Here is a 17959-nt window from a genome sequence, read left to right on the forward strand (position 1 = left end):
TGATAGGAGGATTTTTATGAAAATTGCTATTGTTGGTGCAATGGAAGAAGAAGTGGAACTGCTAAGAGGAGAAATTAGAGATGCTCGTGCAGTGGTTATTGCAAATTGCGAATTTATTGAAGGTACTATTGGAGAGAAAGAAATTGTCCTAGTCAAATGTGGGATAGGGAAAGTTAATGCAGCGATGGCGACAACGTTGTTATTGGAAAACTTTAAACCGGATGTTGTCCTAAATACTGGTTCTGCTGGCGGATTCCTAGAATCACTTGAAGTTGGTACAATCGTTATTTCTGACGAAGTGCGACACCATGATGTCGATGTAACAGCATTTGGTTATGAGCATGGCCAAGTACCAGACTTACCAGCAGCTTACATAGCAGATAAAAAACTTGTTGAGCTTGCAATTGCAGCGACTGCTGAAATTGGTGAACATGCTCATGCGACTGGCCTAATCGCTTCAGGGGACGCATTTATGAATGATCCTGTTCGTGTTGGAAAAGTAAAAGAAATCTTCCCTACAATGATTGCGGCTGATATGGAAGCTGCAGCACTTGCACAGGTTTGTCATCAATTTGAAATTCCTTTTGTCGTTATCCGTGCGCTATCAGATATAGCAGGTAAAGAATCTTCTATAAGTTTTGACGATTTTCTACCGCTTGCTGCAAAACACTCGACAGCAATTGTTTTGCGTGTCCTATCGAAAATTTAATTGTTTCATGATATAATTAATACACAGTAGTCAAAAGCATAGATATTTAGAGAGGGGAATTTACGATGATTTTTCTTATGGGCGGAATTTTTTCGCTATCAGCAGTATTTTCTGTAATAATTTGGCGCGAGATTGGCACAGATTGATTTATATCTAAGAGGCGTTTCCACTTTTGGGTTCAACTCCCACGCGGAAACGCCTTTTCATTGTTATTCAATCATTGTATTCATGCTTAAATAATTGGTAGAGCTTAACAATTGCACGTTTTTCAATTCTAGAAACATAACTTCTAGAAATATCAAGCTGTTCTGCAATTGCTTTTTGTGTCATCGGTTTGTCATCAAGAAGTCCATAGCGTCTTTGGATAATTTCAAGTTCTCTACTGTTTAGCTTACCAAGATGTCTGTACAACCTTTCTTTACTTTCATTTTGTTCAACTGTGTCGATAGGAGTTTCATCATTGGTTTGGAGTAAATCAGCAATCTCGAGCGATTGTCCGTCGCTTTCCCCTCCTATTGGCTCGAAAAGTGAAATATCCTTTTGAACTTTTTTCTGCGTTCTTAAGTACATTAATATTTCATTTTCAATGCAGCGTGCGGCATATGTTGAGAGCTTAGTTTTACGATCTGTTGTGTAAGTGTTTACTGCTTTCATAAGTCCGATTGTTCCAATTGAGATATAATCATCTAAGAATTCATGTTTTGGATGGAACTTTTTAACGATATGAGCAACTAAACGCATATTACGTTCAATGAGTTCATCGCGTGCATCTTCGTCTCCAGCGGCAAGTCTTTCAAGACAAGCTGCCTCTTCTTCTTTAGTTAAGGGTTTTTTGAAAGCTTGCCCTCGAATATAACCAATCATCGCAGGTATTTCTAGCCAAAATTGAACGATAGACATGATAAACCCGCTCATCAAGTCACCTCCATTGTCGTTGTATGACAGCATATGCGGTCGCGTTGTGCCAAATGAGTAAGTTTTAACTGTTTTTTAGTCGGACAGGCAATAAAGCATGTCTTTTTTTCTTCATTCATAAAAGAGGCAAATCATAACTGTAATTGATTGAGTGAGAACGTTCCGTATGAACCATTGGTATGTTATAATATTTTGAGAATCTAGTCGTGAATCGGAGTGAATATGTTGTTGAAATATTTTTTGCCAGATGAATATGTGAAAGATGTTTTTTTTATTACACCAGAAAAGTTAATAGAAAAAGGTGTAAAAGGAATTATTACTGACCTTGATAACACGCTTGTTGAATGGGACAGACCTGGTGCAACATTGGAGATAATTGATTGGTTGAATTCTATGAAGCAAGCTGGGATATTGGTTACAATTGTTTCGAATAATAATGAAAATCGTGTAAAGGTGTTTTCAGGACCACTCGATATTCCTTTTATTCATGATGCAAGAAAGCCGCGCCGGAAATCATTTAGTCGTGCGCTAAGTATTATGAAACTCAAGAAAGAAGAAGTCGTCGTTATAGGTGATCAGCTTCTTACGGATATATTAGGTGGTAATCGAAAAGGGCTACATACAATTCTTGTTGTACCTGTCGCGAGTTCAGATGCACTTATTACAAGATTTAATCGAAGGATAGAAAGACGGATTATGGCTAGTTTAAAACGACGTGGCATGATCACTTGGGAGGAATAACTTTGGATGAACTAAAATGTATTGGTTGCGGCGTTGCAATTCAAACGAGCAATCCGAATCTAGAAGGCTATGCACCAGAATCATCACTTCAGAATGAAAACTTAGTCTGTAAGCGTTGTTTCCGGTTGCGTAATTACAATGAATTACAACCGGTTTCTTTAACAAGTGACGATTTCTTGAAAATCTTAAATGGCATCGGTGAAAAAGATGGTATAATCGTTAAAATTGTTGATATTTTTGATTTCAACGGCAGCTGGATTTCCGGATTGCAGCGGTTTGTTGGCAAAAAAGACATTATTTTAATCGGTAATAAATCAGATTTATTGCCTAAGTCGATCAATCCGAACCGACTTATTAACTGGATGAAGAAGGAAGCTGTTAAACTTGGTTTGAAACCAGTCGACGTGCTTCTTGTTTCAGCTTTTAATGGTACTGGAATGGAAGAGGCGCTTGCTGCAATTGATTCAAGAAGAAAAGGCAAGGACGTCTATGTCGTTGGCTGTACAAACACCGGTAAATCTACCTTTATTAACCGTATTATTAAAGGGGAAACAGGCATCGGTGAAGTAATTACGACTTCCCATTTCCCTGGGACAACATTAGATCTTGTTGAAATTCCTTTTGACGATGGCAAAGCAATTTATGATACACCTGGAATAATTAATCATCATCAAATTGCGCATCATCTTGATGAAGTGGACTTAAAGGCCATTACGCCTAAAAGTGAATTAAAACCAAAAGTGTTCCAATTAAATCCAGAACAGACACTGTTTATTGGTGGACTTGCACGGTTTGACTTTATATCTGGGCAACGGTCTTCGTTCCTGATTTATGCATCTAACCGAATTGAAATTCATAGAACAAAGCTTTCAAATGCAGATGCATTGTATGCGAAACATTTAGGCGGAATGCTTACACCGCCTTCAGAAAAGTCACTTGAACTGATGCCGCCACTTGTGCGACATGAATTTTCAATCAAAAATGCTAAAACTGATATTGTGATTTCTGGTCTGGGTTGGGTTACAATTCAAAAACCAGGAGTTGTCGCTATTCATGCGCCAAGAGGTGTTGATGTAATCATTCGAGAATCACTTATTTAACTGAATTAAAGGGGGTTCTTTTAAATGAAGAAATGGTATGCGGTGATTGGAGATCCAATTGGCCAATCGAAATCTCCTTCCATGCATGATAGTTGGTTTGCTGAAAATAAGTTGGAAGCTACCTATATACCCCTACATGTTAGTGAGGAAAATCTCGAGAAGGCTGTGGCGAGTTTAAAGTCACTTGGCTGTAGTGGATGGAATGTAACAGTTCCTCATAAACAATCTATTATCCCCTTGTTGGATGAACTTGATTCGTCTGCAAAGTTAATGGATGCTGTGAACACGGTGGAGGTTCTACCTGATGGCTCGTTAAGAGGATCTAATACTGATGGGCAAGGTTTTGTGCGCTCGTTGGAGGAAGCCTTTGGGGTGCGTTGTAAGGGGAAGCAAGTTTTGCTGATCGGAGCAGGAGGCGCAGCGCGTGGTATTGGCTATGCTCTTCAAGCAGCTGGTTATGGACCACTTACTTTTACAAATCGAACATTTGAAAAAGCGGAGGGTTTGGCAAGGGAAATTCCGAATTCAACGGTATTGCCAATAGACGAAGCCGAAGCCTCTTTGGATACTTTCGGATTAATCGTTCAGACGACTTCCGTTGGCATGAATTTCTCGCAGTCAGGAATGCCTTTGAATCCAAGAAATGTTGCAAATGGATCTATAGTAGCCGATATTATTTATAATCCAATTGAAACAGAATTTATTAAAGCAGCTAGAAATAACGGTGCTCTAGTTATGAACGGGGTAGGGATGTTCGTTAATCAAGGTGCACTTTCTTTTGAAAAATGGACAAGTATTCAACCAAATGCAGAAAAAATGAATGAAAAAATTACGAATAACCTTGGAGGTTCTTATGTTAACAAGTAAACAAAAAAGATTTCTACGTAGTAAAGCGAATCAGTTACAACCGTTATGCCAAATTGGTAAAAATGGTTTAACTGTGTCTGTCATTGCACAAATTGATGAAGCGCTTGAAGCTAGAGAATTAATTAAAGTAAGCATTCTACAAAACTGTGACGAAGATAAAAATGAAATTGCTGCACAATTGGAGCAAGAAGGCTTCAATATTGTTCAAGTTATCGGTAATATAATTATTTTGTATAAAGAATCTCTTGAGAAGCAGCAGATTCAATTACCATAAGTTTCAGCAGAAGGAGAGCTTCCTTTGAAAAAGATTGGAATTCTAGGCGGAACGTTTAACCCGCCGCATACGGGCCATTTGATTATTGCTAATGAAGTTAGGTATGCGCTTGGCCTAGATGAAGTGAGACTCATGCCAACTGCTTTGCCACCTCATAAGGCGGCGACAGGTTATGCGACGCCGCATCAACGGCTGCATATGGTTGAATTGGCTGTTGCTGGTACTGACGGGCTCGTCTCATCTTCTTTTGAAGTGGAGCGCGGTGGTGTATCTTACACGTATGATACGATGGTGGCATTGAAAAAACTTGAACCTGATAATGATTTTTATTTTATTATTGGTGGCGATATGATTGATATGCTTGGGGATTGGCATCGCATTGATGAACTTGTTGATTTAATAACCTTTGTTGGTGTACATCGGCCGCACACGACAGGAGCTTCCGAGTTTTCGGTACAGTTTGTTGATATTCCAGAAATAGACTTGTCTTCAACACTTATACGTGAACGATTTCTGGATAATGAAACAGTTACGTTTCTTACTCCGGTAGAAGTTGAATCATTTATTCGTGAGGAGGAATTGTATGGATGTTCACAAGTTAGAAATTGAACTGTCAAAGCGCATGCCGATTGAACGTTTCGAGCATGTATTAAGGGTGAGGGAAACTGCGGTTTTACTTGCTGAAATATTTGCGGTTTCAATCATTGATGCAGAACAAGCATCTCTCTTCCATGATATCGCGAAGTTTAGCGATAAAGAGTCGCTTCGACGACGTATACAGGAAGAACATGTTGACATTCGCATATTACAGTTCCATCATGAGTTATGGCATGCGCCGGTTGGTGCAATTATGGCGCGTGATGAGTTCAATGTGTCTAGCGAAAATGTATTAAACGCAATTCGCTACCACACGACGGGACGAGCGGGAATGTCTAGATTAGAAAAAGTTATCTATGTTTCTGATATGATTGAACCTGGGCGAAAATTTCCCGGGGTTGAACAACTTAGGGAACTAGCAATAAAAGATATCGATAAAGCTATGGGCGCTTGCATTCATCAGTCGGTGCAGTTCCTAGTTTCAAAAAGAGTCCAAGTTTTTCCGGACTCAATAGATTGTTATAATGAGCACGTTATTATGAAAGGAATCGTGAAATAATGACTTCAACACTACTAACAACAGCTTTTAATGCTGCAGAGGATAAAATGGCTTTAGATATCGTCGTATTAAATATGGAAACAGTATCAGTTATGGCAGATCAGTTAATTATTTGCCATGCAAATTCAGAACGACAAGTAAAAGCAATCGCAAAAGAGGTATCAGATAAGGCAGCTGAAGCTGGTTTTACAATGAGACGCGTCGAAGGTTTTGATGCAGGTAGATGGGTCCTCGTTGATCTTGGCGATGTTATCGTGCACGTATTTCATAAAGATGAACGCAATCACTACAATCTTGAAAAACTTTGGGGAGATGCTCCGCTACTTGATTTGGCAGAAGAGCAATGAATCCCTCCTATTCTGAATTCGCCTCCGTTTATGACGAGCTAATGACAGAAATTCCGTATGATACCTATGCGGAATTGATTGCTTTAGCGGCTAATGGAATTAGCGGAAAGCGGATACTTGATATAGGTTGTGGTACGGGTTTATTGTCAGTGAAACTCGCCAAAATGAACGGAGAAGTAACTGGAGTCGATTTATCCCCCGAAATGTTAGACATAGCGAAAAAGCGCGCAAAGGATTTAAATCTATCAATTACATTTATCGAACAACCGATGCAACAATTAGTAGGGTTATCGGGCTTTGATGTCGTTGTAATTGCGATAGATTCCTTGAATTATGTCATTGAGCGTGATGAAGTAATTCAAACGTTGCAAAATGCTTACAATGCATTGAAAACGGGTGGCGTATTACTATTTGATGTTCATTCAACATTTAAAACAGACGAAATTTTTATGGAAAGTCCTTTTACTTTTGACAATGAACGTATTGCTTATATTTGGGAAACAGAAGCTGGGAACGAATCACATTCCGTATATTCAGAAATAGCATTTTTTGTGCGTGAGGAAAATGGCTACTATAAGCGATTTGATGAAGTTCATTATCAGCGATCATTTCCTGTTCAAGACTATATTGAGATGTTGTCAAATGTTGGGTTTATCGTAGAAAGAGTTTTTGCGGATTGGGAAGATGAGCCGCCAAATCAAGAAAGCGAAAGAATATTTTTTCAAATCAGAAAATAGTCCTTTTCAAATAGCGGATTATCCTTTATAGTGGAGTTGACTCCATATGGATGCCGCTTAGGAAAGGGTGATTTTGCTGTTTCTTTCTTTTGTATCAGATAATTGGCGTAAGTTGTTATTCCCCGTTATAGCAGTCGCTGTTGTTTTAGGTTTTTTGCTCATTCCCCGTGGGCAGGCGAACGATAGTGAACCAATCCTATTCCCTGAATTTCCAGATTTAATAGAAGAAGTAGAAGAAATTGATTTACCAATTCACGTCCCTACTGTACTCGTTGTCGATGTGAAAGGGGCAGTTGTCCGTCCTGGCGTTTATACGTTACAGGAAGGGGACCGCTTAATTGACGCGATTAATGCAGCTGGTGGCTATATACCAGAGGCAGATTCAAGAATGTTAAACCATGCGATGAAGTTATCTGATGAATTCTTGGTTTATGTGCCAGTTGAAGGTGAGGAAGTGCCTGTCGGCGAAACAAACCTAATCGTTGGAAGTGCGGAAACGCAAGCTAATGATGGTATTATAAATATTAATACGGCAGATGAAAGTCAACTGATGACAATTTCTGGAATTGGTCCATCGAAAGCTTCTGCAATTATTAATTATCGCGATGAGCATGGTCCTTTTACTGCAACCGAGACCCTCATGAAAGTATCGGGCATTGGGAAAAAAACATTCGAAAAACTTGAACATCAAATAACTGTAAAGTAGGGTTATTTTTTAAATTATTTTGGAGGCATACATATGGAGCGAATTACTTGGGACCAGTTTTTTATGGCCCAGTGCCATCTTCTGGCGCTAAGAAGTACATGTACAAGGCTTGCGGTGGGCGCGACAATTGTTAGGGATAACCGAATAATTGCTGGTGGCTATAACGGTTCGATTTCAGGAGGCGACCATTGTATTGATCATGGTTGTTATGTAGTTGATAATCATTGTGTGCGAACGATTCATGCCGAAATGAACGCGTTATTGCAGTGTTCAAAATATGGTATTCCTGTAGCGGGTTCTACGTTATACGTCACACATTTTCCTTGTTTACAATGCGCGAAAGCCATTATTCAAGCTGGAATTAAGCATGTATTTTATGCAGTGGATTATCGGAATAATGATTATGCATTGCAGTTATTTACTCAATCAGAAGTAGCCGTTCAGCATATACCATTTGACGAACGCAAGGTGGACTTTTCCGGCGACGGTAAATTTAACTTAATGTCGGATATGCTTGAAATTATACGCCAACATGGTGCTGGTGAAGAAGAACTGAGCCCTTTATTGAAAAGGGTTGATGACTTATTTGGAAAATAGCTTCAAAAATAAGATTTGTTTACATTGCATTCCCGGTTGCTGTTTCAGCTTTTGCTGCATACGGCCCGGTTTATCTTTTATTATTAAACATCCTCCTAATCCCTATTTTCTTACGTAGAAAAGAAGACTACCTCACACCTATCCTAGCTCTCTTAGCAATTATTCTTTCATTCACCTATATTTCCAGTACAATTCCTGAAATGAAAAAAGTTGAATCTGCGACTATTTCACTTGTTTGGTCCGATAATGCTAAAATTGATGGCGGTAGAATAAAGGGTTTCGCCAAAACAACTTTGGGTGAAACGGTTTATGCCAGTTATAAATTCAGCACAGAAGCGGAAAAGATGCGCTTCAAACAATTAAATTTACCATCAATTATTTTCACGCTTTCCGGTACTTATAAAGAACCTGATATCCCTTCACATATATATGCTTTTGATATGAAAAAGTATATGAAAATGTATGGTGCATCGGGTCTCTTTGAATCCGAGGAAATCATTCATGTGGAATCAAATCAAACAGTGTTTTCAAGGCTATCAGAACAACGTTTAAAGGTTAAGCGGCATATACAGGCTAATTTTCCCCAATCGCTTGTCGTAGAGGCTGAGGCGCTGTTAATCGGGGATCGTAGTGGCATGGACGAAGAAGATGCAACGGCTTATAGACGTCTTGGCATTACACATTTATTTGCAATTTCAGGACTTCACGTTGGACTTTTCACCCTCATGTTACGTGAATTATTACTGCGATTGAAGATGCGTAGGGAGTCTGTTGATTTACTATTAATTTTGCTACTTCCTTTTTATGCAATCATTGCGGGGGGTGCTCCGTCTGTCTGGCGAGCTGTCTCCGTGACAGTACTTGTCTTGGTTATGTTATTGGCCAATATTAATATTCGACTTGATAATGCGCTTGGTGTAAGTGCTGTGGCATTCATCTTGTATCAACCCTTTATTCTGTTCCAACCTGGTTTTCAACTATCATACATTGCCGCTTTTTCACTCGTATTTTCATCTGCGCTACTTACAAAAACAAAAACTGCTTTTGGTCTTTCTTTTCTAGTCACTTCTATTAGTCAACTCACGTTATATCCTGTTTTACTCTACCATTTTCATGAATTATCATTGTCTGCCTTTTTTGTAAATGTATTTTACGTCCCCTTATATTCACTTATTATTTTACCGGCTAATTTTCTTTTTCTACTAACAACTTTTTTTCTTCCTACGTTTGCGAAACTGTTATTTTTCTTGTACGAACCTTTCCGAAGCTTTATCCATTTACTCACAAGTTGGTTGTCTGAACTTCCTTATCAACTTTGGACTCCTGGAAAGCCAAATATATTTTTAATGGTGTTTGCTATTGTAGGTGTACTGATTTTTCTTGTTAAATATGAAGAAGGTCAACTCGTTCGTCATTGCTTACCTTTTGTGATCATTCCAGCATTATTTATTCAGCTATTGCCTTATACAGATGGTTCCCTATACGTTACGTTTCTTGATGTAGGTCAAGGGGATAGCGCTGTCATTGAACTGCCATATAAACGAGCAGTATATATAGTTGATACCGGGGGAACAGTTATGTTTGGAGAAAACAGTTGGAAGTCACCAGATAGAAATTTTGAAGTGGGTCGGAAAATTGTTGTCCCATTTTTAAAAGGACGAGGTATTACGAAAATTGATAAACTTATTATTTCTCATGCGCATGCCGATCATATGGAAGGGGCGGATGAAGTAATTGAAGAGATTCGAGTAAAAGAGATTCATATAACACCTAATAGTGAAACGACTAAAGAGATGGAAGCGTTAATGAGCGTTATTGAAAATTATGGAATACCAATGATCCCAATGAAAGATGGGGCAGTATGGAAAGATGGACAGACGACATTTGCCTATTTAAGTCCGCAAGATGAAAATTACGTTGGAAATGATAGTTCGTTAGCTCTCTTAATAAAGACTACTGGACCTTCATTTTTATTCACAGGAGATATGGAGAATGAAGCAGAGGAAAGATTTGTGATGAAGTACGGGAAAGTGGATTTTGGCCAAATAATTTTAAAGGTAGGGCATCATGGGAGTAAAACGTCGAGTACTGAGCCTTTTATTGGTACACTACTGCCTGAACTTTCGATTATTTCGGCAGGGAGAAATAATATTTACGGTCATCCACATCAAGAAGTATTAGATACTTTTACAAAATTCGGATTGCCCACAATGTTAACTGCAAAGAATGGTTCAATTACTGTGACTGTACGTAAAGAAGATTATACGTTTACGGCAATTGCCAAATAAAAAACGGACACGCAATCTCTTTAAGAAGATTACTCGTCCGTTTTTATACTGTCAAAATTAGCTTGCGATGAAATCGATAACCGTAGCAATAACAAAGACAGAGGAAAAGAATACAAAAGCAACTACAAAACCAATACCTGAGTCAATCAGGTCATTTCTTTTGGACTGAACATCATGTTCAAATTCATTCATTGCTACACCTCCTAATATCCATTCAAGTATAAGCGATTGACGGTAAAAAATCTAGAGGTAGCCGCTTTCTAATAAATGAACTAATTAAAATGTCACAAATTGTTCAAACAGAAAAAAGTTACTCCTGTATAATAAAGATATATATAAAGTATAGAGGTGAGTTCATGGCGAATACGACATGGAATAAAATTACAGCAGGTAAAGTTGATCCTGTTTATTTATTAATCGGACTTGAGCATTATACATTTGATACGACGATAGAAAGACTTAAGAAAGCGTTACCCGATATTGACGATGCATCTGTTCTTCGTTTTGATCTCCTGGAAACAGCTGTTGAGGAAGTAATTGAAGAGGCGGATACATTACCTTTTCTGGAAGATCATAAATTAATCATCGCTAACAATGCATTTTTTTTGAGTGGTCAAGATAAAAAAAGAAACGAAGTAGAACATAATTTAGCAACTCTTGAGTCATGGCTTGATAATCCCTCTCCTACTGCCACTGTGGTTTTTATTGCACCTTTTGAAAAGTTAGATGGGCGTAAGCGGATATCGAAAAAGATGAAAGAATTGGCAACGGTAATTGAAGCGACCCGTTTGGAAGGGAAAGATCTTTTTGTATGGGTACAAAATGAAGTAAAATTAAACGGTGCCATTATTTCACCAAAAACTGCACAATACCTTGTAGGTGTTGCAGGGGATAATTTGTTGAAATTGTCATCTGAAATTGAGAAAATGTCGACTTACTTAGGGGGCGAGGGTGAGATTACGTCTGATATTATTGAAATGCATGTTCAGCGGACGCCTGAAATGGATGTTTTTCGTCTAACCGATTCTTATGTAATGGGCAACACCTCGAAGACGGTTTTAATTTATCATGATCTCTTAAGTAATGGAGAAGAACCTATCATGTTAACTTCTCTCGTTGCTGGACATATCAGACTGATGATACATGTCCAAACATTGAAGAGAAAAGGTTATCAGCAACACCAAATTGCGAAGACATTACAAGTTCATCCGTATCGTGTTAAATTAATGATGGAAAATCGTAATCTCCCTAGCGAGAGTAGATTGCTTTTAATATTAAATAAACTTGCAGATATTGATTATAAATTGAAATCAACAAGCGGGAAAAGGGAACGACTATTAGAATTATTCTTTATGGAACCGCTTCGGAGTTAAATATGAAGCAATAGAAAAAGACCGTCTAGACTAATCTAGGCGGTCTTTCCATATACAAACTCTGTAAAAGTCCTACAGGTTTAAATCTCTAGGACATTTTATGATTATAGAGCTTTTTTTGTAAGACGTGCTTTTTGACGTGATGCAGTATTTTTATGGATAAGGCCTTTGCGTGCGGCAGTGTCCGTTTGTTTAATCGCAGCAACTAGAAGGCTGTTTGCATTTTCCTCTTTATTGTCAAGAGCTACTTCTGCTTTACGAACTGCAGTACGCATTGTTGCTTTTGCGTGATTGTTACGAGTTTGTTTTGACTCAGCTTGTTTAACGCGTTTAATAGCAGATTTAATGTTTGGCATATCATTCACCTCCAATTTCAGGTAGAACATGTAAAGATTCTTTCATAACATAATAATTTTATCAAATTGAACCCAAGATTGCAAGAAATAATATTTGGGAAGTTAGAAGTTTAACTCACGAATTGTATTAGTGTTTAACGGAGCTATAAAGAATATAAATTTTAGAATATTTTCACAACAAATCGCACAACCTTAGCGATGAGGTGATTCAATGGATAGCTTGGATTTTTACCGCACGGACCTTGTTGATGAAAGTGAAGAAATGGTTCGTCATAGAACTGAAGTTGAAAAAAATGCGTTGGAAGATGCACAGGGTGTTATTTTTGAAGAATCAAGGAAAGGCCGTATTAGGCTGACTGAGGTTAAAGTAGATGCGCAAGGTGCTGAAAGGATAGGTAAGAAGGAAGGCAACTATGTCACGCTAACAATTCCATCCCTGACAACCGAGGATCAAGAGGAATTCACTCTTTTATCTGAAATGCTTATTAAGAAACTAAGTGAAATGCTAGGCGATGTTAAGAAAATAGAAAAAGGTAAGATTTTATTCATCGGACTTGGTAATCGTGATGTGACACCGGATGCGATAGGACCCTTGGCAATGGATAAATTAAGAGACCTTGTGCCGGAATATTATTCTGCAGAAGGGAGTGAAGTATTCGTTTATGCGCCCGGTGTAACCATTCAGGCTGGGTTGGAAACATCTGATTTTATTAAAGCACTAGCGGCTGAAATAAAGCCTGATCTTCTCATCGTCATTGACGCACTTGCGGCTAGAGATTCATCCAGGTTATGTAAAACGATTCAAATTACAGATACAGGTATTCACCCAGGTTCAGGTGTAGGAAATAATCGTAAAGAAATATCTTCTGAAACGCTAGGTATGCCTGTCATCGCTATCGGCATACCAACTGTTGTAGACGCGCCGGTACTCATTGGCGATGCGATAGATACAATGTTTGGTTATATTGCATCAAAAATAGAAGACCAAGGGAAGCCTTCTTCACGTTTATCAGTAACGCCTTGGTTACGCACAGAAGATAATGATGCTGATCGTTCCAAACTGCTTCCTATCTTTGGGGAATGGTCATCATGGCCGCATGAAGATAGAGTACAACTTTTTGAAGAGGTATTGACCAATCATCAACTTAAAATGTTCATATCTCCTAAAGAAATAGATTCGTGGGTTGCGCTATACGCGGAATTACTCGCACGATCACTTTCTGAATGGATTCATCAAATAAAAAGTAGGCATTGACTCCTTTTCAACTGCATATAGTTGTAGAACGGAGGGATGCCAATTGAAAAAAACAATGAAAATATGGGGTGCGCTGGTCTTATTCCTCTTTCTCTTTCCAGTTATCGTTAATTATCTTCCGTACAGTGGGTCTTCGACTTCGGCTAAGTTAATAAAAGAGCCTGCACTTATCGTTTATGCATCTAATGTGCTGGAAGAGGTTGAGGTGGAGAAGAAGGAAGGCAAAGCACTTCTTTATTACACTCACTCACATGAAGCATTTGAACCGATTACGAAAGCGAAAGAAGGTAAAGTTGCAGTCTCTCACCAATCCGAAAATATTATGAAAGTCGGTGACAAGCTAAAGTCGCAACTAATTTTTAATGGTGTTGAAACCGATGTTTTGGATTTTGATAATGTGGGCGATATGGGGAAAAAAGGTATATCTTATAGTCGTGCGTATAAAGCAATACGCCCCCATGTTGAAGCGCAAATAGCTAAAACAAACTATGACCTCATAATTGATCTTCATAGAGATTCATTGGGTCCAGATAGAACTACAATTGTTCATGAAGGTGAAAAATATGCGAATGTCGCATTTGTTATTGGCATGGAACATCCAAACTTTGCACAAAATCAGGCTAAAGCTCAGCAGCTAAAAGACGAAATGGAGCTACTAGTTCCCGGTATTACACGTAGTCTTGTGAAAAAAAGTGGGCATAATGTTGATGGAAAATATAATCAGGACCTTCATCCAGCTGTCGTCCTAATCGAAATAGGAGGCATTGGGAATAATGAAGGGGAACTAAATCGTACAGTTGCGGTTATTGCTAAGGCTGCCGGAGTGGTTCTTTCAAATTCATCGCAGTAGAATATTGAACAAAACACTGTTCGCTGTTATAATTCTAATAGCATAGGAGTGAACAGAATGAACCTTGACCAAAAAATAGCACGACAAAAGAAAATTCGTAACTTTTCTATTATTGCGCATATCGATCATGGTAAATCGACTTTAGCGGATCGAATATTAGAAAAAACAGAAACAATAACTAAAAGAGAAATGAAATCTCAAACATTAGATTCAATGGATTTGGAACGTGAGCGTGGCATAACCATTAAATTGAATGCCGTTCAGTTGACGTATACGGCCAAAGATGGGGAAGAATATATTTTCCACCTGATTGATACGCCGGGTCACGTCGACTTTACATATGAAGTGTCAAGAAGTCTGGCTGCATGTGAAGGCGCAATTCTAGTTGTAGATGCAGCACAAGGCATTGAAGCGCAAACGTTAGCCAACGTATATCTTGCACTAGATAATGATTTAGAGATACTTCCGGTTATTAATAAAATCGATTTACCGGCGGCAGACCCTGAACGTGTTAGAAAAGAAGTAGAAGATGTAATAGGGTTAGATGCTTCTGAAGCTGTACTTGCTTCAGCGAAAGCCGGTATAGGAATTGAAGAGATATTAGAGCAAATCGTTGAAAAAGTGCCTGCACCTCAAGGGGATCCAGCAGCACCACTTAAAGCGTTAATCTTTGACTCAGTTTATGACCCATATCGGGGTGTCATTGCCTATGTACGTATCATGGATGGCTCAGTTAAACCAGGTGATAAGGTACGTATGATGGCTACAGGTAAAGAATTTGAAGTACTTGAAACTGGCGTTTTCACACCGCGTGAAAAAAATGTGGACGAGTTAAATGTTGGGGATGTGGGGTATTTATCTGCATCTATTAAAACTGTTGGCGATACTCAAGTAGGGGACACGATTACACATGTAAATAACCCTGCATCTGAAGCGCTAGTTGGTTATAAAAAGATGAACCCAATGGTTTATTGTGGTTTGTATCCAATTGAAACTTCGAAATACAATGATCTAAGAGACGCGCTTGAAAAGCTTGAACTAAATGACGCTTCATTAGATTACGAGCCGGAAACTTCACAAGCACTTGGATTTGGTTATCGTTGTGGATTCCTGGGCATGCTCCATATGGAAATTATCCAAGAGAGAATTGAGCGCGAATTTAATATTGAACTCATTACAACTGCACCAAGTGTTATTTACAACGTCGTTCAAACGGATGGCACACATTTAAAAGTAGATAACCCGGCAATGTTTCCAACAATCCAAAAAGTAGATCATGTTGAAGAACCATATGTTAAGGCTTCGATAATGGTGCCAGAAGAATTTGTAGGCTCAGTTATGGAGTTATGCCAGCGTAAGCGTGGAAACTTCGTAACAATGGATTATCTAGCGTCTTCACGCGTTAATATCATTTATGAGCTTCCACTTGCAGAAATTGTTTTTGACTTTTTTGATCAATTAAAATCAAATACAAAAGGTTATGCTTCACTTGACTATGAACTCATTGGGTACCGTACTTCGAAACTTGTGAAGATGGATATCTTATTGAACGGCGAGCAAGTGGATGCACTTAGCTTTATCGTTCATAATGACTTCTCATACGATCGTGGTAAAGCAATCGTAGAAAAGTTAAGAAAGCTTATACCTAGACAGCAGTTTGAAGTTCCTGTTCAGGCGGCAATTGGTCAAAAAATCGTTGCACGTTCGACGATTAAATCAATCGGTAAAAACGTCCTCGCGAAATGTTACGGTGGAGATATTTCCCGTAAGAGAAAACTTCTTGAAAAACAAAAAGCTGGTAAAAAACGTATGAAGACTGTTGGTTCTGTAGAAGTACCTCAGGAAGCGTTTATGGCTGTATTGAAGATGGACGAGGATTAATAGCTTTAATTATTTAAAAAGGAAATTCAAAATGCCTGTACAAACTCGAGCTTAAAACTCGATCATGTACAGGCATTTTTGTGTAATTAAAAATGTAATTAGCTATTCAAGAGGAAAAGTTGCTTTAACAACACCAATTAAAATTCTCACTACTAAGTAGCACTTAGTAAGTGAGTTGTATCCAAAAAAATTGATAAAAAGAGACTATAAATATAACGTTAATAGAAAATTTATTTAAACTAACCGGACGATTATTTATAGGGAAGAAAAGGAATTGAATTCTTTATCCTATATATCACCTATATAGAAGCAGTAATAATGAAAAGTTAATTTTTTAAAAAAGAAGATAACGTTTCTGTTTACAATACACCTATTAATTTAAGTAATAAAGCTATCACTAGAAGTGAAATTATAACACTTAGAATATATTTCATAATATCCCTCCTTTATAAAAATTACACTATGTATATTAAAATGTATTGCTATGAATTACTTTCAAGTTAGTCTTTCTAACTTAAAAGCTCTTTCATATTCAATAGTTTACCCCTTTTTATCGAACATAAACTTTTTAGTTAAGTCTATTTCGTATATTTACAATTAAAATATGATTAAATCGAATTTAGTCTCCAAATCGACAATAATTTATATGTCAAAAAGTCTTTCTTGTCATTTATAAAATAATTACAGTACCTTCTCTCTTCTAGATTCATACGCTAAAACAGCAGAGAAAGGAGAGAAGGTACTTGCTATCCACAGGCGCATTTTTACAAGTTTTAGTTCCACTCTATATCATTGCTGCCATTGGTTTTGCTAGCCGGAAAATGAGAATACTTAATTCGAATGCCAACCAAGTCATAACACAACTAATGCTATACATCACCTTGCCGGCATTGATTTTATATTCACTTAATACAACTTTTTCAACTGAACTATTGACAGATTTCGCTTGGTTGGTTGCCATGTCCATCTTCATTTTGTGCGTATCTGTCTTTTTGGCATCTTGGCTCAGGAGAAAAGCAACGCTACCTGAAAAACAAAAAACGGTGTATGAGAGTTTAATTATTTTTGGAAATCAAGGCTTTATCGGATTTGCTATCATTTATTTACTAATGGCTGAACAAGGAATTATTTACTTAACCATTTTTAATATTTGTTATTTAATCCTCATTTGGACTTACGGCATTTATATCTTTACGAAAAGAGAACAAAGCGTAAACTGGAAAGCATTGTTCTTAAATCCTGGCATTCTTTCCACCTTTGTCGGATTGGCTATGTTGTTTCTTCCGTATACGTGGCCCCGTCCCTTTTTAGATACGTTTGAAAGTGTTGGCAAGATGACCATTCCTTTATCGATGCTATTAATTGGTAGTTTGTTGGCAGACATTGGCTGGCAAGAATTTAGGCGATATAGTAAAAATCTATATATCTGGAATGCTGCCACGTTTAAATTACTCATCATTCCATTATTTTTATATGTTTTTCTCTTTTTTCATGTTCCATACCCATTATTGATCGTTGCGGTGTTGACTTCCGCCATGCCTAGTGCTTCCACTACCTCTGTCTATGCGCAAAAGTTTGGCGGTGATGCATCCTTTGCATCATTTGGTGTGATGCTGACGACACTGCTTTGTATGCTTACAATCCCATTACTATATAGTCTCCTACAATGGTTGCATCCATTTTTTTACTCGTAAGCATGTGCCAGGTTCTAATTCAGAATTTGATAAGAACCTTGTACACTTTAACTTTCTTCAAAAATACTAATTCTTTTATCCTCCTTCTATTAGCATTGGAAAACGATGGTTCG

Annotated in this window: 20 protein-coding genes; 17 read left to right on the forward strand and 3 right to left on the reverse strand. The window is 38.0% G+C overall.

The annotated features are described in order from the left end of the window. Positions 1–16: 16 nt before the first annotated feature. Positions 17–709, forward strand: a complete 693-nt coding sequence (mtnN, locus tag AC3RV6_RS07220) for a 5'-methylthioadenosine/S-adenosylhomocysteine nucleosidase (protein WP_489748774.1) — start codon at positions 17–19, stop codon at positions 707–709. Positions 710–922: 213 nt separating this feature from the next. Here the strand turns inward: mtnN and sigK are convergent, their stop codons facing one another. Continuing rightward, on the reverse strand, positions 923–1624 hold the full coding sequence (gene sigK / locus AC3RV6_RS07225) for an RNA polymerase sporulation sigma factor SigK (RefSeq protein WP_489748775.1): 702 nt from the start codon (positions 1622–1624) through the stop codon (positions 923–925). Between the two features lie 222 nt (positions 1625–1846). Here sigK and AC3RV6_RS07230 point away from each other — a divergent pair, with 222 nt between their 5' ends. The 11 genes from AC3RV6_RS07230 to AC3RV6_RS07280 all read left to right on the forward strand — a co-directional run bounded on the left by AC3RV6_RS07230 (position 1847) and on the right by AC3RV6_RS07280 (position 10437). Next, the gene (locus tag AC3RV6_RS07230) at positions 1847–2365 is read left to right on the forward strand and encodes a YqeG family HAD IIIA-type phosphatase (RefSeq protein WP_489748776.1); all 519 of its coding nucleotides are present in this window, start codon (positions 1847–1849) and stop codon (positions 2363–2365) included. A 2-nt stretch (positions 2366–2367) separates the two neighbouring features. Further along, positions 2368–3465 (forward strand): ribosome biogenesis GTPase YqeH, encoded by a 1098-nt coding sequence (yqeH, locus tag AC3RV6_RS07235; RefSeq protein WP_489748777.1) that lies wholly within the window; start codon positions 2368–2370, stop codon positions 3463–3465. Between the two features lie 24 nt (positions 3466–3489). Then, entirely contained in the window at positions 3490–4332 is an 843-nt protein-coding gene (gene aroE, locus AC3RV6_RS07240) for a shikimate dehydrogenase (RefSeq protein WP_489748778.1), read from the forward strand. Further along, the gene (gene yhbY, locus AC3RV6_RS07245) at positions 4319–4606 is read left to right on the forward strand and encodes a ribosome assembly RNA-binding protein YhbY (RefSeq protein ID WP_489748779.1); all 288 of its coding nucleotides are present in this window, start codon (positions 4319–4321) and stop codon (positions 4604–4606) included. The genes aroE and yhbY overlap by 14 nt, the downstream gene beginning before the upstream one ends. A gap of 24 nt (positions 4607–4630) precedes the next feature. Further along, the gene (locus AC3RV6_RS07250) at positions 4631–5215 is read left to right on the forward strand and encodes a nicotinate-nucleotide adenylyltransferase (protein ID WP_489748780.1); all 585 of its coding nucleotides are present in this window, start codon (positions 4631–4633) and stop codon (positions 5213–5215) included. Then, a complete protein-coding gene (gene yqeK, locus AC3RV6_RS07255; protein WP_489748781.1) occupies positions 5190–5762 on the forward strand; it encodes a bis(5'-nucleosyl)-tetraphosphatase (symmetrical) YqeK in 573 nt (190 codons plus the stop codon). The genes AC3RV6_RS07250 and yqeK overlap by 26 nt, the downstream gene beginning before the upstream one ends. Then, positions 5762–6109: a ribosome silencing factor gene (gene rsfS, locus AC3RV6_RS07260; RefSeq protein WP_489748782.1), complete on the forward strand. Its 348-nt coding sequence runs from the start codon at positions 5762–5764 to the stop codon at positions 6107–6109. The genes yqeK and rsfS overlap by 1 nt, the downstream gene beginning before the upstream one ends. Beyond that, positions 6106–6846, forward strand: a complete 741-nt coding sequence (locus tag AC3RV6_RS07265; protein ID WP_489748783.1) for a class I SAM-dependent DNA methyltransferase — start codon at positions 6106–6108, stop codon at positions 6844–6846. The genes rsfS and AC3RV6_RS07265 overlap by 4 nt, the downstream gene beginning before the upstream one ends. A 73-nt stretch (positions 6847–6919) precedes the next feature. After that, on the forward strand, positions 6920–7552 hold the full coding sequence (locus AC3RV6_RS07270) for a helix-hairpin-helix domain-containing protein (protein ID WP_489748784.1): 633 nt from the start codon (positions 6920–6922) through the stop codon (positions 7550–7552). A 33-nt stretch (positions 7553–7585) separates the two neighbouring features. After that, on the forward strand, positions 7586–8149 hold the full coding sequence (locus AC3RV6_RS07275) for a ComE operon protein 2 (protein ID WP_489748785.1): 564 nt from the start codon (positions 7586–7588) through the stop codon (positions 8147–8149). Between the two features lie 200 nt (positions 8150–8349). Further along, positions 8350–10437 carry a DNA internalization-related competence protein ComEC/Rec2 gene (locus AC3RV6_RS07280; protein WP_489748786.1) on the forward strand — a complete coding sequence of 696 codons (2088 nt, stop codon included), beginning with the start codon at positions 8350–8352 and terminating at the stop codon, positions 10435–10437. Positions 10438–10494: 57 nt separating this feature from the next. Here the strand turns inward: AC3RV6_RS07280 and AC3RV6_RS07285 are convergent, their stop codons facing one another. Further along, positions 10495–10629, reverse strand: coding sequence for a YqzM family protein (locus tag AC3RV6_RS07285; protein ID WP_489748787.1), 135 nt, complete (start codon positions 10627–10629; stop codon positions 10495–10497). Between the two features lie 164 nt (positions 10630–10793). On the opposite strand from AC3RV6_RS07285, the gene holA reads away from it, so the two are divergent. Continuing rightward, positions 10794–11810 (forward strand): DNA polymerase III subunit delta, encoded by a 1017-nt coding sequence (gene holA, locus AC3RV6_RS07290; protein ID WP_489748788.1) that lies wholly within the window; start codon positions 10794–10796, stop codon positions 11808–11810. 104 nt (positions 11811–11914) lie between these two features. On the opposite strand, the gene rpsT is transcribed toward holA, so the two are convergent. After that, positions 11915–12166, reverse strand: a complete 252-nt coding sequence (rpsT, locus tag AC3RV6_RS07295) for a 30S ribosomal protein S20 (protein ID WP_489748789.1) — start codon at positions 12164–12166, stop codon at positions 11915–11917. Positions 12167–12377: 211 nt separating this feature from the next. On the opposite strand from rpsT, the gene gpr reads away from it, so the two are divergent. The 4 genes from gpr to AC3RV6_RS07315 all read left to right on the forward strand — a co-directional run bounded on the left by gpr (position 12378) and on the right by AC3RV6_RS07315 (position 17846). Next, positions 12378–13421 (forward strand): GPR endopeptidase, encoded by a 1044-nt coding sequence (gpr, locus tag AC3RV6_RS07300; RefSeq protein WP_489748790.1) that lies wholly within the window; start codon positions 12378–12380, stop codon positions 13419–13421. A 43-nt stretch (positions 13422–13464) separates the two neighbouring features. Beyond that, on the forward strand, positions 13465–14271 hold the full coding sequence (spoIIP, locus tag AC3RV6_RS07305) for a stage II sporulation protein P (RefSeq protein WP_489748791.1): 807 nt from the start codon (positions 13465–13467) through the stop codon (positions 14269–14271). 57 nt (positions 14272–14328) lie between these two features. Continuing rightward, positions 14329–16152 carry a translation elongation factor 4 gene (gene lepA / locus AC3RV6_RS07310; RefSeq protein WP_489748792.1) on the forward strand — a complete coding sequence of 608 codons (1824 nt, stop codon included), beginning with the start codon at positions 14329–14331 and terminating at the stop codon, positions 16150–16152. A gap of 743 nt (positions 16153–16895) precedes the next feature. Then, positions 16896–17846 carry an AEC family transporter gene (locus tag AC3RV6_RS07315; protein WP_489748793.1) on the forward strand — a complete coding sequence of 317 codons (951 nt, stop codon included), beginning with the start codon at positions 16896–16898 and terminating at the stop codon, positions 17844–17846. The last annotated feature ends 113 nt before the right edge of the window (positions 17847–17959 follow it).

The organism is Sporosarcina sp. So3-204, from assembly GCF_058068165.1.

Coding starts and splice junctions, on each gene's coding strand:
- mtnN (WP_489748774.1), top strand. CDS start 17: ATGAAAATTGCTATTGTTGGTGCAATGGAAGAAGAAGTGGAACTGCTA.
- sigK (WP_489748775.1), bottom strand. CDS start 1,624: ATGAGCGGGTTTATCATGTCTATCGTTCAATTTTGGCTAGAAATACCT.
- AC3RV6_RS07230 (WP_489748776.1), top strand. CDS start 1,847: ATGTTGTTGAAATATTTTTTGCCAGATGAATATGTGAAAGATGTTTTT.
- aroE (WP_489748778.1), top strand. CDS start 3,490: ATGAAGAAATGGTATGCGGTGATTGGAGATCCAATTGGCCAATCGAAA.
- yhbY (WP_489748779.1), top strand. CDS start 4,319: ATGTTAACAAGTAAACAAAAAAGATTTCTACGTAGTAAAGCGAATCAG.
- yqeK (WP_489748781.1), top strand. CDS start 5,190: ATGGATGTTCACAAGTTAGAAATTGAACTGTCAAAGCGCATGCCGATT.
- rsfS (WP_489748782.1), top strand. CDS start 5,762: ATGACTTCAACACTACTAACAACAGCTTTTAATGCTGCAGAGGATAAA.
- AC3RV6_RS07265 (WP_489748783.1), top strand. CDS start 6,106: ATGAATCCCTCCTATTCTGAATTCGCCTCCGTTTATGACGAGCTAATG.
- AC3RV6_RS07275 (WP_489748785.1), top strand. CDS start 7,586: ATGGAGCGAATTACTTGGGACCAGTTTTTTATGGCCCAGTGCCATCTT.
- AC3RV6_RS07280 (WP_489748786.1), top strand. CDS start 8,350: ATGAAAAAAGTTGAATCTGCGACTATTTCACTTGTTTGGTCCGATAAT.
- AC3RV6_RS07285 (WP_489748787.1), bottom strand. CDS start 10,629: ATGAATGAATTTGAACATGATGTTCAGTCCAAAAGAAATGACCTGATT.
- holA (WP_489748788.1), top strand. CDS start 10,794: ATGGCGAATACGACATGGAATAAAATTACAGCAGGTAAAGTTGATCCT.
- rpsT (WP_489748789.1), bottom strand. CDS start 12,166: ATGCCAAACATTAAATCTGCTATTAAACGCGTTAAACAAGCTGAGTCA.
- gpr (WP_489748790.1), top strand. CDS start 12,378: ATGGATAGCTTGGATTTTTACCGCACGGACCTTGTTGATGAAAGTGAA.
- lepA (WP_489748792.1), top strand. CDS start 14,329: ATGAACCTTGACCAAAAAATAGCACGACAAAAGAAAATTCGTAACTTT.